Genomic DNA, 13,533 nt, shown 5'->3' with positions numbered 1-13,533 from the left:
CAGAGACATGTGACATAGTACTGGTGTGAGCAAGCGACTGACCTGCGATGTCGTCGTCGTCGGAGCCGGAATGGTGGGTGCGGCCTGTGCCCTGTACGCGGGCCGCGCGGGCCTCGACGTGATCCTTGTCGACCGTGGACCCGTGGCCGGCGGCACCACCGGGGCCGGTGAGGGCAACCTCCTCGTCTCCGACAAGGAGCCCGGACCCGAGCTCGATCTCGCGCTGCTGTCCGGCCGACTGTGGGGTGAGTTGGCGCGGGAGTTCGGGGAGGCCGTCGAGTACGAGGCCAAAGGGGGAGTGGTCGTCGCCTCGTCGCCCGGGGGGCTCGCCGCGCTGGAGCGGTTGGCCGCGGGGCAGCGCGCTGCGGGGGTCGTCGCCGAGTCGGTCGCGGGCGACGGGCTCTACGACCTCGAACCGCACCTGGCCCCGGGGCTGCCGGGCGGCGTCCACTATCCGCAGGACTGCCAGGTCATGCCCACCCTGGCCGCCGCCCACCTTCTCCGCGCCTCGGGCGCCCGTCTGTTCACCGGGCGGACGGTGACGGACGTTCTGCGCGCGCCGGACGGCAGTGTGCGCGGGGTCCGCACGGACAAGGGCGACATCCACGCCCCCGCGGTCGTCAACGCGGCCGGCACCTGGGGCGGCGAGCTCGCCGCACTCGCGGGTGTGCACCTGCCCGTCCTGCCCAGACGCGGGTTCGTCCTCGTCACCGAACCCCTGCCCCGCCGGGTCCGTCACAAGGTGTACGCCGCCGACTATGTGGCCGACGTGGCCAGCGACTCGGCCGCGTTGCAGACCTCGCCGGTGGTCGAGGGCACGGCGGCGGGGCCGATCCTCATCGGGGCCAGCCGGGAGCGGGTCGGGTTCGACCGGACGTTCTCGCTGCCGGTCGTACGGGCGCTGGCAGCGGGGGCGACCCGGCTGTTCCCGTTCCTGGACCGGGTGCGCGCGATGCGGTCCTACCTCGGCTTCCGCCCGTATCTGCCCGACCACCTCCCCGCCGTCGGGCCGGACTCCCGCATTCCCGGGCTGTACCACGCCTGCGGTCACGAGGGCGCGGGCATCGGGCTCGCCACCGGGACCGGGCACCTGATCGCACAGGCGCTCACGGCCAAGACCCCCGATCTGGACCTGGCCCCGTTCCGCCCCGACCGTTTCGCCGAGGAGGCCGTGTGAGGTCGCCCAGATCCTCCGGATCCCCCAGACTCCCCGGATCTCGCGGAGGCCCCGTGGAGCTGGCCGAGGCCCGGCCGGGCCCCGCGTTCACCGTCACCCTGGACGACCGTGAGATCGAGGCACGGCCCGGCCAGACGGTCGCCGCCGCGCTCTGGGCGGCCGGAGTCACCTCGTGGCGCAGCACCCGGGGCGAGGGGCGGCCACGTGGCGTCTTCTGTGGCATCGGCGTCTGCTTCGACTGTCTCGTCACCGTCAACGACCGCCCGAACCAACGGGCCTGCCTTGTGCCATTGCACCCGGGCGACACCATCCGCACACAGGAGGGGACTGGTCACGATGACTGACCCGAGCCCTGGGGCGGTGCCCCACCTCGCCGTGATCGGCGCGGGGCCGGCGGGGCTCGCCGCGACCCTGGCCGCCGCCGCCCGGGGTGTCCGGGTCACGCTGGTCGACTCGGCGGCGGAGGCGGGCGGGCAGTTCTACCGTCAGCCCGCGGCCGGGCTGCGCGCCCGCCGGCCGCAGGCCCTGCACCACCAGTGGCGGACGTGGGAGCGGCTGCGGGACGGGCTGGACGGGTACGTACGAGCAGGCGTCGTACGGCACTTGACGGAGCATCATGTCTGGCTCGTCGAGCGCCGTTCCGGGCGGCCGGGGACGGGGCCCGAGCGGGGGACGGAACCGGGGCCGGACTCGGCGTCCGGGGCGGCGTCCAGCGCGGTGTCCGGGCCGGGGTTCGTCGTTCACGCGCTCATCGGACCCGAGCAGGAGGAGCCGGCCGAAGTGAGCGCCGACGCAGTGCTCCTGGCCACCGGCGGCTACGAGAAGGTGCTGCCGTTTCCGGGCTGGACACTCCCCGGCGTCGTCACCGCCGGTGGCGCGCAGGCCATGCTCAAGGGCGCCCTCGCGGTCTCCGGCCGCACCGCCGTGGTCGCCGGGACCGGGCCGCTGCTGCTCCCCGTGGCGACCGGACTCGCCGCGGCCGGCGTCGAGGTGGCCGCCCTTGTCGAGTCCGCCGACCCCAAGGACTTCGTACGGCGTTCCCGCGCACTGTCGGGGCAGCCCGGCAAGGTCGCCGAGGGCGCCGGGTACGCCGCCCGGCTGTTGCGCCGCCGGGTGAGGCTCCTGGCCCGGCACACGGTCGTCGAGGCGCACGGCACCGAGCGGCTCGAAGCCGTGACCGTCGCCGCGCTGGACGGCGACGGGTGGGTCAGGCCCGGCAGCGAGCGCCGTATCCCCTGCGACACCCTCGCCGTCGGCCACGGCATGCTCCCGCACAGTGACCTGGCCGAGACTCTGGGCTGTCGGCTCGACGGACTCGACGTGCGCGTCGACGCCGAACAGCGCACCGACGTGCCCGGCGTCTGGGCCGCGGGCGAGACCACCGGCATCGGCGGCTCCGCCCTCTCCCTCGCCGAGGGCCACATCGCCGGACGCTCGGCCGCGGCGCGCCTGCGCGGGACCGAACCCGACCCGGGCGCCTGGGCGGCGGCCGCCAGGGTCCGCACCCGGATGCGCGCGTTCTCCACCGCGCTCGACTCCCTGTACGCCCCACCCGCCCGCTGGACCGAGCAGGTCACCGACGACACCGTCGTGTGCCGCTGCGAGGAGGTCACGGCCCGAGTGATCCGGGAGGCCGTGGCGGAGCTCGGCGCCGGTGATCTGCGGACCGTGAAGCTGCTGACGCGGGCCGGGATGGGGTGGTGCCAGGGGCGGGTGTGCGGACCCGGTGTCGCGGGGGTCGCCGGGTGCGAACTCACCTCGTCCCGGCGGCCGTTCGCCCGTCCGGTGCCGCTCGGGGTGCTGGCCCGGGCCGGCGAGTCCGACCGCCATCAGTGAAATGTCACACCCTGATGTCACGCCCTAATGTCACGCCCGATGAAGAGGGGATCTCACATGACCGCCACCGAGAACCGACCCTGGCGAGGTGTCCTCGTCGCCACCGCCCTTCCGCTCGACGACGACCTCTCCGTCGACCACGGCAGGTTCGCCGAGCACTGCGCCTGGCTCGTCGAGAACGGCTGCGACGGTGTCGTACCGAACGGCTCGCTCGGTGAGTACCAGGTCCTCACCTCCGAGGAGCGCGCCAAGGTGGTCGAGACGGCCGTCGCCGCGATCGGCGGGGCGCGGGTGATGCCCGGCGTCGCCGCCTACGGTTCCGGCGAGGCCCGTCGCTGGGCCGAGCAGGCGCGTGACGCGGGCTGTCGGGCCGTGATGCTGCTGCCGCCCAACGCCTACCGTGCCGACGAGCGTTCCGTCCTCGCCCATTACGCCGAGGTCGCCGAGGCGGGCGTGCCGGTCGTGGCGTACAACAACCCCATCGACACCAAGGTCGACCTCGTGCCCGAACTGCTCGCCAAGCTGCACGGCGAGGGGTACGTCCACGCGGTCAAGGAGTTCTCCGGCGACGTCCGCCGCGCCTATCAACTCGCCGAGCTCGCCCCGGAACTGGATCTGCTGATCGGTGCCGACGACGTGCTGCTGGAGCTCGCGATCGCCGGTGCGAAGGGGTGGGTGGCCGGCTATCCGAACGCGCTGCCGAAGTCCACGGTCGAGCTGTACCGCGCGGCCGTCGGCGGTGATCTGGGCACGGCGAGGAAGCTGTACGAGCAGTTGCATCCGCTGCTGCGCTGGGACTCCAAGGTCGAGTTCGTGCAGGCGATCAAGCTCTCGATGGACATCGTCGGCCGCCACGGGGGACGCTGCCGTCCACCGCGGGTGCCGCTGCTGCCCGAGCAGGAGGCGGCCGTCCGTGCCGCCACCGAGAAGGCCGTCGCCGCCGGGCTCGCGTAACCGCACCCGCGCTGATCGCAAAGGAGACTGGACCGTGCGCAGCGAACTCGTCCTGCACGCCGTCGACTCGCACACCGAGGGCATGCCCACCCGCGTCATCACCGGCGGCATCGGCACGATCCCCGGCGCGACCATGAACGAGCGGCGCCTGTACTTCCGTGAGCACCGCGACCACATCAAGCAGCTCCTGATGAACGAGCCGCGCGGCCACGCGGCGATGAGCGGCGCCGTCCTGCAGCCGCCCACCCGCCCCGACTGCGACTGGGGCGTGATCTACATCGAGGTCTCCGGCTATCTGCCGATGTGCGGGCACGGCACCATCGGCGTGGCGACCGTGCTCGTCGAGACCGGCATGGTCGAGGTCGTCGAGCCGGTCACCACGATCCGGCTCGACACCCCGGCGGGCCTCGTCGTCGCCGAGGTGGCGGTGGAGGACGGCGCGGCGAAGGCGGTCACCCTGCACAACGTGCCGTCCTTCGCGGTCGCCCTCGACCGCAAGATCGCACTGCCCGACGGGCGCACGGTGACATACGACATGGCGTACGGCGGCAACTTCTACGCCATCCTGCCGCTGGAGCAGTTCGGGCTGCCCTTCGACCGTTCCCGCAAGGACGACATCCTGCGGGCGGGCCTCTCCCTCATGGCGGCGATCAACGCCGAGGAGGAACCAGTCCACCCGGAGGACCCGTCCATCCGCGGCTGCCACCACGTCCATCTGATCGCCCCCGGCGCCACGGCTCGTCACTCCCGGCACGCCATGGCGATCCACCCCGGCTGGTTCGACCGCTCACCCTGCGGCACGGGCACGAGTGCGCGCATGTCCCAGCTGCACGCGCGCGGTGAACTCCCGCTGCACACCGAGTTCGTGAACGAGTCGTTCATCGGCACCCACTTCACCGGCCGGCTCCTGGACACCACCGAAGTCGCCGGACACCCCGCCGTCCTGCCCAGCTTCACCGGCCGCGCGTGGATCACCGGCACCGCGCAGTACCTGCTCGACCCGTCCGACCCGTTCCCGGCCGGGTTCGTGCTGTGAGCGTCCGGCGAACGTCGAGGATAATGAGGTGAGTAACGCGTGACATTGCACTAGGCAATGCACTGTTCGCCCTGCTAGGAGACCCATGGCCGCCCAGCGCACCAGCGCCCCGTCCACCGCAGCCGCCCCGGCGCTGCCCTCCCTGGGCGGAAGGAAGAGCAGCTACCGGGAGCGGGTCGCCGACGCCCTGCGGGCCGCGCTGATCGCCGGCGAACTGCTCCCGGGCGAGGTGTACTCCGCCCCGACGCTCGCCGCGCGGTTCGGCGTCTCGGCGACCCCGGTGCGCGAGGCCATGCTCGACCTGGTCAAGGAGGGCCTGGTCGACACCGTCCCCAACAAGGGCTTCCGGGTCACCGCCGTGTCCGAGAAACAGCTCGACGAGTACAAGCACATCCGCGCCCTCGTCGAGATCCCCACGGTGGTGGAGCTGGCCAGGACCGCCGACAAGGTCTCCCTGGAGGCGCTGCGCCCCGCCGCCCGGGAGATCGTCCAGGCAGCCGTCGCCGCCGACCTCATCGCCTACGTCGAGGCCGACACCCGCTTCCACCTCGGCCTGCTCGCCCTCGCCGGCAACGCCCACCTCGTGGAGGTCGTCGGCGACCTCCGTAAACGCTCCCGCCTCTACGGCCTCACCGCACTCGTCGAAGCCGGCCGTCTGCTGGCCTCCGCCGAGGAGCACCTCGAACTCCTCGACGCGCTGATCGCCCGCGACGAGAAGGCCGTACACGAGGTCATGACCCGTCATCTGGGGCATGTGCGGGGACTGTGGGCGGCGAAGTAGGCGGTCGCGGACGCGGGTCCACGCGCTGAAGCCTGGCAGCCTCTCCAGCCTCGCTCCGTCAAGAGCTCGATCAGCCGACGGGCAGGGGGCACGGTGTCGAACGCCAAGTCGTCCATGAGCCGGACGAGCGGGGGCTTGAGATCGGTGTCGTCGACGTAGCTCTCGCCCTGTTCCTCGGCCATCCGCGTGAGGTGGGCAGCCAGTTCGTCGGCCAGCTCCACCAGCCGCGGGTCGTCCTCCGCGTGGTCCAGCGCCCGGCTCAGGGTCAGATAGAAGCCGATCAGCCGAGGGCCGGCGAGCTGCCCCCGCTTGCGGGCGATCCACTCGGGGACCCGCTCGGGCGAGAGCGCCACCGGCAACACGGCCACCGTCTCCCTGCCCGACTCCACCAGCCTGCGGTATCTGCGGCTGTCCGTCAGCGCCAACACCGGCTGGCCCGCAGGCCAGTTCAGTGAGGTGGAGGCGTATCGGACTTCGTGACCGCGTCCCGCACGACCCCGCGCTTCGCCGCCTGGATCTGCTCGTACACATGGGTCCGCAGCTCGGCGAAGCGCGGGTCCACTCGGGTGTGCAACTGGTCGCGCTCGGCGGGGAGTTCGACCTTCAGCTGCTCCTGGACGACGGTGGGGGAGGCGGACAGGACGATCACCCGCTCGCCCAGGTACACCGCCTCGTCGATGTCGTGGGTGACGAACAGGATCGTGATGCCACGCTCCCGCCACAGCCCCCGGACCAGATCCTCCAGATCGGCCCGCGTCTGCGCGTCCACCGCCGCGAACGGCTCGTCCATCAGCAGCACGCGGGGTTCGTACGCCAGCGCGCGGGCGATGGCGACACGCTGCTGCATTCCGCCGGACAGCTGCCAGGGGTACGCCCCCACGGCATCCGCCAGCCCCACGGACTCCAGCGCGTCCAGCACCAGTTCCCGGCGCCGCTCCTTGCCCAAGTCCTTTTGCTTCAGGGGGAGTTCGACGTTCTCGCCGACTCGCATCCAGGGGAACAGGCTGCGCCCGTACTCCTGGAAGACGAACGCCATCCCGGGCGGCGGCCCGCTCACCCTGCGCCCCTCCAGGAGCACTTCACCGCTCGTCGGCGCGAGCAGACCGCCCATGCACTTCAGCAGGGTCGTCTTGCCGCAGCCCGACGGGCCGACGAGACAGACCAGTTCCCCGGCGTCGACGGTGAAGGTGAGGTCGCGGACCGCCTCCACACGCCGCCCCGACCCCTCGTAGACCTTCTTCAGGCCCCGTACGTCGAGCATGGACCGCCCCTTCTCGTGTTTCACGGCGACCGCCGGGTCGAGGCACGCAGACCGTGGTACCAGCCGAGCACCCGCCGCTCGACCGACTGGAAGACGACCGACAGCACGAAGCCGAGCAGACCGAGCACGAGGATGCCGGTCCACATGTCGGGGATCGCGAAACCGCGCTGGAACTGGACGATGGTGAAGCCGAGCCCGTTACTGGCGGCGAACATCTCGCTGATCACCATCAGGATGATGCCGATGGACAGCGCCTGGCGCAGGCCCGCGAAGATCTGCGGACTCGCCGAGCGCAGCACCAGATGCCTGAGGCGCGCCACGCCCGTGATGCCGTACGACCGCGCCGTCTCCGTCATCACCGGGTCCACCGCCCGCACGCCCTCCACGGTGTTGAGCAGGATCGGCCAAACGCAGCCACTCGCGATCACCGTGACCTTCATCGTGTCGCCGATGCCCGCGAACAGCATGATGACCGGCACCAGCACCGGGGGCGGCACCGCCCGCAGGAACTCCAGCACCGGCTCGCACACCGCCCGCACCCGCCGGTAGGAGCCGATGACGGTGCCGAGCGCCACGCCGACGACGGCCGCCAGCGCGTAACCGCCTGCCAGCCGCAGGACGCTGGGCAGCACGTCGGCGCGCAGCCGCTCGGCCGTCCACACGTCCGGGAAGGTCTCCAGGATCGTCCGCAGCGGAGGCCAGTACACGTCCGTGCTGCCCGCCGACCCCACCCACCAGACCGTGACCAGCACCGCAGGCAGCGCGACCACGAGGACCAGCCGCAGCAGCACACGCCTCACACCGCCACCTCCCCGCGCACCGACTGATGCCAGGCCAGCGCATGCCGCTCCACCGTGCGCGCGCCCACGTTGATCAGCAGCCCCAGCAGCCCGGTCACCACGATCAGCGCATACATCTCCGGCACCGCCTGCGAGGCCTGCGCCACCCCGATGCGCTTGCCCAACCCCGGTGCCCCGATGATGAGTTCGGCGGTGATGGCGAGGATCAGCGCGACCGCCGCGGCCAGCCGCACCCCGGTCATCACATAGGGCAGCGCGGTCGGCCACAGCACATGCCGGATCCGCGCCCAGGTGCCGAGGCCGTACGACCGCGCCGTCTCGTCGGCGACGGGGTCGACGTCCTGGACGCCGTACAGGACCTGGATCAGCACCTGCCAGAAGGCGGCGTAGACGACGAGCAGGAGGACCGAGCGCAGTTCGCTGCCGTAGAGCAGGACCGCCAGCGGGATGAGGGCGACGGACGGGATCGGGCGGAGGAACTCGATGGTGGAGGCCGTCGCCTCGCGCAAGTGGGGGACGACCGAGACGACCACGCCCACCACGATGCCGGCGCAGGACGCGATGGCCACGCCCAGCGCCCAGCCGGTGAGGGTGTCACCGAGCGCGGTCCAGAAGGTGGAGTCGGCGACCTCGTCCGCGAGCGCGCCGGCGATACGGCTGGTCGGCGGGAAGTACGCCTCCTTGACCAGGCCGAGTCGCGGCAGCGCCTCGCCCAGGGCGAGGAACGCCACGAGCCCGGCGGTGCCCAGCGCGACGTTCGTGCCCCTCATATGTCCGCGTCCCTCACTTGTCCCCGTCCCTCACGGCAGCAGGGCGTCCAGGTCGGGCGTCTTCTTGAAGAGGCCGTCCTCCTCGCCGAGCTTCATCAGGGCCTCGATGGAGGGGCGGTTCGCCTCGGTCGGCCACTTCGGCAGGATCACCTGGTCCAGCACCGACGTCGGGATCTTGGTGTACGTCGTGACGATCTGCCGGGCCTCGTCCGGGTGGGCCTCGGCGTAGGTGAGGGACTCGGCGGTGGCCTCCTGGAACTTCTTGACCACGTCCGGGTTCTGCTGCGCGTACCGCGTCGAGGTGAAGTACATCGCGACCGTGAGCTTCGGGGCGATGTCGATCAGCGGCGAGGCGATCTCCCGGCCGCCCTGGCTCCGGATCGTGGCGGTCGCCGGCTCCACCACGCACGCGGCGTCGATCTGGCCGCTGTCGAGAGCGGCGGGCATCTGGTCGAAGGCCATCTCGACGAGCTTCACCTTGTCCGGGTCGCCGCCCGCCGTGCGTACCGCCTGCCGGACCGCCGTCTCGTTGATGTTCTTCAGGGTGTTGATGGCAACCTTCTTGCCCTCCAACTGCTTCGCCGACTTGACCGGGCTGTCCTTCTTGACCATCAGGCCGTTGAAGTCCTTGCCCCGCACACCGGTCGACGCGATGCCGTTGGCCACGGCCTTCACGGGCACGCCGTTGGACTGAGCCACCATCAGGGACGTCACATTGCTGAACCCGAACTGGAACTGACCGCTCGCCACACCCGGCACGATCGCCGCACCGCCCTGTGCGGCGGTGAACTCCAGTTTCAGGCCCCGCTTTTCGAAGAACCCCTTCTGCTGGCCGAGATACAGCGGCGCGACATCGACGATCGGAATGAGACCGACCTTGACGGTGGTGACCCCGCCGGACGACGCGCCCGCCTCCGTCGAACCGCTGTCGGACGTACCGCAGGCCGTCGTGATCAGTAGCAGGGCGCCGGTGGTGAGACCGGCGGACAGACGACGCATGGCTCCTCCTGTACAGACAACGGTGCAACGGTGTTCCGACAGGTTGTGCGCAAGGCGCACAGTAGTGCGCGTACTTGCTCAGCGGGAAGGTAGAAGCCTTGACGGATCCGGTCAATGGGTTCGCCAGGGTTCGCCGACAACATTGTTGACACTCCTGGAGGTGGCGATGTCCGCCGAAGCCCGCGCACCGCACTTCGTGAGGTCCTTCGAGCGCGGCCTCGCCGTCATCCGCTGCTTCGACGCCGAACATCCCGCCCGCACCCTCAGCGAGGTCGCCCAGACCTGCGACCTGACACGCGCCGCCGCCCGCCGACTGCTGCTGACCCTCGCCGACCTCGGCTACGTCCACCAGGACGGCCGCCTCTTCCGTCTCACCCCGCGCGTGCTGGAACTCGGCTACTCCTACCTGTCCAGCGTCACCCTGCCGCAGATCGCCGAACCGCACCTGGAGCAACTCGTCGACCGGGTACGGGAGTCGTCGTCGCTGTGCGTCCTGGACGGCGACGACATCGTGTACGTGGCACGGGTACCGACCCGTCGCATCATGACGGCGTCCATCACCGTGGGCACCCGCTTCCCGGCCCACGTCACCTCGGTGGGCCGGGTCATCCTCGCCCACCGTTCGGACGAGGAGATCGAGGCCCGCCTCGCCCGCACGGACCTGCGCCCCCTGACCGCCCGCACCCTGGTCTCGCCGGACGCGCTGCGCGCCGAACTGCGCCGGGTGCGCCGTCAGGGATACGCCATCGTCGATCAGGAACTGGAGGAGGGGCTGCGGTCGGTGGCGGCCCCGGTGCGGGAACCGGACGGCGAGGTGGTGGCCGGCGTGAACATCGCGGTGCACGCCGGCCGCACCCTGGATTCCCTGCGTGAGGACCTGTTGCCGCACCTGCTCGCCGCGGTGGCCCGGATCGAGGCCGACCTCAGGATCACAGGTCCAGCACGAGCCGCTTCCCACGACACCGGGACACGCAGATCATCATCGTCTCGCCGCTCTCCTGCTCCTCGGCCGTGAGGACGGAGTCCCGGTGTTCCGGAGTGCCGTCGAGGACATCGGTCTCGCAGGTCCCGCAGGTGCCCTCGGTGCAGGAGAACAGCACCTCGACACCGGCTGCGCGTACCGTGTCGAGCACGGAGGCGTCGGCGGGGACGATGAGGGTCTTGCCGCTCTGCGCCAGCTCGACCTCGAACTCCGTGTTCTCGCCGTCCTCCTGCTCCTTCGGCGTGAACCGCTCCACATGCAGCAGCCCGGCCGGGCAGCGCTCCTCCACCGCGTCGAGCAGCGGACCGGGACCGCAGCAGTACACGAGCGTGCCGTCGGGAACGCCGTCGAGCACCGGGGCGAGGTCCAGCAGCCCGACCTCCTCCTGCGGGGCGACGGTGACACGGTCGCCGTAGCGCCCCAACTCCTCGGTGAACGCCATGGACCGGCGCGTCCGCCCGCCGTACAGGAGGGTCCACTCCGCGCCCGCCGCCTCGGCCGCGGCCAGCATCGGCAGGATCGGAGTGATGCCGATGCCGCCCGCGACGAAGCGGTAGCGGGCAGCGGGCTCCAGCCGGAAGTGATTGCGCGGACCGCGCACCCGCACCTTGTCGCCCTGCCCCAACTGCTCGTGCACATGGGCGGATCCGCCGCGCCCGTCAGGCTCCCGCAGCACCGCGATCCGCCATGCCGAACGGTCCGCCGGATCGCCGCACAGCGAGTACTGCCGCTCCAGCTCCAGGCCGAGGACGACGTCGATGTGGGCGCCGGGCTCCCAGGCGGGGAGCTGCTCGCCCAGCGGGTGGCGCAGAGTGAGGGCGAGGACGCCGTCGGCGGCCAACTCCCGCCCAGCGACGACGAGTTCGGCTTCGTACACGGTCATGAGCTGTTTCCTCGGGGCTGGTGTCCCTCGGGCTGGTGTCCTTGGGGGTGGTGTCCTTGGGGGTGGGCGAGCATCCACTCCCACATCTCCACCGGGTCCTGCGCGGTGTGCTCGCGACCGCAGTGGCAGGTGCCGTGCAGGACGTCGGTGCCCGGCAGCCAGTCGATGCGATAGATCTCGCCGGTCGGTGACGTCACTGGACCTTCTCCACGGGCTTCGCGCCCTCCTCGACCAGCCGGGCGAGGATGCGGCGGGCGGCCAGGCCGCCGGTGTCGATGTTGATGCTCAGCTCCTGGTAGCCGGAGCGCTCCGTACCGAGCGTGCGCTGCAGCAGGTTGAGAGCGGTGACGTCCTGCATGACGACCGTGTGGTTGTTGGCGCGCAGGTACTCGGTGACCTCGTCGTCGTCAGTCGCCCAGTCCCGCGAGACGGCCCAGAAGTCGTACACCTTGCCGTCGCCGGACGGAGTGATGGCGTACGTGACCTCCGTGTGGAAGCCGTTCGGATCGCTGCCGTCCGCCTCGGGCACGACACCGACCGGGGCGACGCGGCTGTGCAGCAGATACAGGCAGGGCGCGTGGTACTCGATGTCCTGCCAGCGGGTGATCCGGCCCTCGATGCCGGTCGACTGGGCGTAGAACGGCGGGCACTCGGCGTCGTCCATGTGCCGGCTGACCCGGACGATGCCGGCGCCCTCGTCGACCTCGGTGGTGATGGGCGTCTCGGCGACCTCGGGGGTGCCGATGTAACCGCCGTGCAGATAGGTCTCGTGAGACAGATCCAGGAGGTTGTCGACGAGGAGCCCGTAGTCGGCGTCGATCGGCTCCATACCGCGCACGGTGACCCAGCCGGGGGAGTCGAGGTGCCTGGCCCGCGGGATGCTCTGCGGGTCGGCGAGCGCCGGGTCGCCGATCCACACCCAGATCAGGGAGTCCTGCTCGACGACCGGGTACGAGGCGACGCGCGCCGTGCGCGGGACGCGTTTCTGCCCCGGCACGTACACACACGTACCGGTCGTGTCGTACGTGAACCCGTGGTACCCGCACACGATCCGGTCGCCGTCGAGCCGGGTCGGGGCCTCGGACAGCGGGTAGCGGCGGTGCACACAGCGGTCGTGCAGCACGACCGGCGTCCCCTCCTCCTCCGTGCGGTAGAGGACGAGCGTCTCCCCGAGGATGGTCCGGCCGAGCAGCTCGCGCCCGACCTCATGGCTGTAGGCGGCGACGTACCACTGGTTCCTGGCGAAGGCGGTCATGTGCGGCATCGTTGCGGCTCCCGTCTGTCTGCTGTGGTCGCATCGTCCGGAAGCGCGTTGCTGCGCCGCAATAGCCCTTCCGTCACGCGGAAGGGGATCGGTGAAAGGCCTGTTCAGAGCGTGCAGTCCTTCGTGGGGCTGAGTCGGTGTGGGCTCGGGCCATCACGTGGCGCCGTGCACCCCGAGTGGGCCAAGGGCGCTCTCGCCGTGGTGCCGAGCAGGGGCGAACCATCCGGCATGTCCGTCGTGGAAGCCATGAGCTGCGGGCTCCCGGTGGTGAGCACCGACTGCGACCACGGGCCCCGCGAGATCATCACGCACGGCCAGGACCGTCTCCTGGTTCCGGACAACGGCCCGGTCGAGGACGCGTTCGCCGCCGTCGCCGAGACTCCGCAACTGCCGCTCGAACAACCCGGCACGGGCGGCGACGGCCGCGTGCGGGCCGTCCTCGACACACGCCACTGGGAACTCGCCGAGGGCATCTTCGACGTACTCCTCCAGCGCGTCGGCGGCAGGCGGTCACGATGGCATCTCGCTGTGCGCGCCTGGCTCAGGCCCGCGCATGCGGGGGGCCGGAGATCCGCCTGGCGATGCTGACCCGGGACCTCGTCGACCGCCAGGACGTGAGCGTGTTCCCCGTGGTCCGGAGCGTGGGCCGCGTCGGCGAGGTGTCGCTGTGGCCCCGGCTGACATGTGATCACGACTTGGTGTTGAGAACCTTCGATGGGCGGGGAGGTGCTGCGGAGGCGTAGGGGACCACGTCGCCGCAGCGCTCGCCTGTCCCGAGGGTCAGAGGGCC

16 protein-coding genes are annotated in these 13,533 nt (G+C 71.2%); 8 read left to right on the top strand and 8 right to left on the bottom strand.

Going from position 1 to position 13,533, the window contains the following annotated elements:
• Positions 1-25: 25 nt before the first annotated feature.
• The 6 genes from POF73_RS30600 to POF73_RS30575 all read left to right on the top strand — a co-directional run bounded on the left by POF73_RS30600 (position 26) and on the right by POF73_RS30575 (position 5,784).
• The gene (locus tag POF73_RS30600; protein ID WP_272121963.1) at positions 26-1,177 is read left to right on the top strand and encodes an NAD(P)/FAD-dependent oxidoreductase; all 1,152 of its coding nucleotides are present in this window, start codon (positions 26-28) and stop codon (positions 1,175-1,177) included.
• 53 nt (positions 1,178-1,230) lie between these two features.
• Positions 1,231-1,521: a (2Fe-2S)-binding protein gene (locus POF73_RS30595; protein ID WP_272121961.1), complete on the top strand. Its 291-nt coding sequence runs from the start codon at positions 1,231-1,233 to the stop codon at positions 1,519-1,521.
• Positions 1,514-3,013 (top strand): FAD/NAD(P)-dependent oxidoreductase, encoded by a 1,500-nt coding sequence (locus POF73_RS30590; protein WP_272121959.1) that lies wholly within the window; start codon positions 1,514-1,516, stop codon positions 3,011-3,013. The genes POF73_RS30595 and POF73_RS30590 overlap by 8 nt, the downstream gene beginning before the upstream one ends.
• Positions 3,014-3,070: 57 nt before the next feature.
• On the top strand, positions 3,071-3,967 hold the full coding sequence (locus POF73_RS30585; RefSeq protein WP_272121957.1) for a dihydrodipicolinate synthase family protein: 897 nt from the start codon (positions 3,071-3,073) through the stop codon (positions 3,965-3,967).
• A 34-nt stretch (positions 3,968-4,001) separates the two neighbouring features.
• Entirely contained in the window at positions 4,002-5,003 is a 1,002-nt protein-coding gene (locus POF73_RS30580) for a proline racemase family protein (protein ID WP_272121956.1), read from the top strand.
• Between the two features lie 85 nt (positions 5,004-5,088).
• Complete coding sequence (locus POF73_RS30575; RefSeq protein WP_272121954.1) at positions 5,089-5,784, top strand: GntR family transcriptional regulator; 696 nt, start codon at positions 5,089-5,091, stop codon at positions 5,782-5,784.
• Here POF73_RS30575 and POF73_RS30570 read toward each other — a convergent pair.
• The 5 genes from POF73_RS30570 to POF73_RS30550 are packed head-to-tail and all read right to left on the bottom strand — an operon-like array spanning position 5,745 to position 9,614.
• Positions 5,745-6,173 carry a hypothetical protein gene (locus POF73_RS30570; RefSeq protein WP_272122119.1) on the bottom strand — a complete coding sequence of 143 codons (429 nt, stop codon included), beginning with the start codon at positions 6,171-6,173 and terminating at the stop codon, positions 5,745-5,747. The genes POF73_RS30575 and POF73_RS30570 overlap by 40 nt on opposite strands.
• A 59-nt stretch (positions 6,174-6,232) precedes the next feature.
• Complete coding sequence (locus POF73_RS30565; protein WP_272121952.1) at positions 6,233-7,045, bottom strand: ABC transporter ATP-binding protein; 813 nt, start codon at positions 7,043-7,045, stop codon at positions 6,233-6,235.
• A 20-nt stretch (positions 7,046-7,065) separates the two neighbouring features.
• Positions 7,066-7,845: an ABC transporter permease gene (locus POF73_RS30560; protein WP_272121949.1), complete on the bottom strand. Its 780-nt coding sequence runs from the start codon at positions 7,843-7,845 to the stop codon at positions 7,066-7,068.
• Positions 7,842-8,615, bottom strand: a complete 774-nt coding sequence (locus POF73_RS30555) for an ABC transporter permease (RefSeq protein WP_272121947.1) — start codon at positions 8,613-8,615, stop codon at positions 7,842-7,844. The genes POF73_RS30560 and POF73_RS30555 overlap by 4 nt, the downstream gene beginning before the upstream one ends.
• A 30-nt stretch (positions 8,616-8,645) precedes the next feature.
• Positions 8,646-9,614, bottom strand: coding sequence for an ABC transporter substrate-binding protein (locus POF73_RS30550; protein ID WP_272121946.1), 969 nt, complete (start codon positions 9,612-9,614; stop codon positions 8,646-8,648).
• Positions 9,615-9,780: 166 nt separating this feature from the next.
• Between POF73_RS30550 and POF73_RS30545 the strand changes: the two genes are divergently transcribed.
• Entirely contained in the window at positions 9,781-10,629 is an 849-nt protein-coding gene (locus POF73_RS30545; protein WP_272121944.1) for an IclR family transcriptional regulator domain-containing protein, read from the top strand.
• Here the strand turns inward: POF73_RS30545 and POF73_RS30540 are convergent.
• From POF73_RS30540 to POF73_RS30530, 3 genes are read right to left on the bottom strand one after another with little or no spacing between them, the layout of a single operon-like run.
• Positions 10,544-11,479: a PDR/VanB family oxidoreductase gene (locus tag POF73_RS30540; RefSeq protein ID WP_272121942.1), complete on the bottom strand. Its 936-nt coding sequence runs from the start codon at positions 11,477-11,479 to the stop codon at positions 10,544-10,546. The genes POF73_RS30545 and POF73_RS30540 overlap by 86 nt on opposite strands.
• Positions 11,476-11,676, bottom strand: a complete 201-nt coding sequence (locus POF73_RS30535) for a hypothetical protein (RefSeq protein WP_272121940.1) — start codon at positions 11,674-11,676, stop codon at positions 11,476-11,478. Before POF73_RS30535 ends, POF73_RS30540 begins: the two co-directional genes overlap by 4 nt.
• Entirely contained in the window at positions 11,673-12,743 is a 1,071-nt protein-coding gene (locus POF73_RS30530; RefSeq protein WP_272121938.1) for an aromatic ring-hydroxylating dioxygenase subunit alpha, read from the bottom strand. Before POF73_RS30530 ends, POF73_RS30535 begins: the two co-directional genes overlap by 4 nt.
• Before the next feature lie 165 nt (positions 12,744-12,908).
• Here POF73_RS30530 and POF73_RS46060 point away from each other — a divergent pair, with 165 nt between their 5' ends.
• Positions 12,909-13,331, top strand: a complete 423-nt coding sequence (locus POF73_RS46060) for a glycosyltransferase (RefSeq protein ID WP_443049664.1) — start codon at positions 12,909-12,911, stop codon at positions 13,329-13,331.
• Positions 13,332-13,533: the final 202 nt, after the last annotated feature.

Source organism: Streptomyces sp. HD (assembly GCF_028369295.1).
Lineage (GTDB): Bacteria > Actinomycetota > Actinomycetes > Streptomycetales > Streptomycetaceae > Streptomyces.
This window is presented reverse-complemented; position numbering and strand designations above follow the sequence as displayed.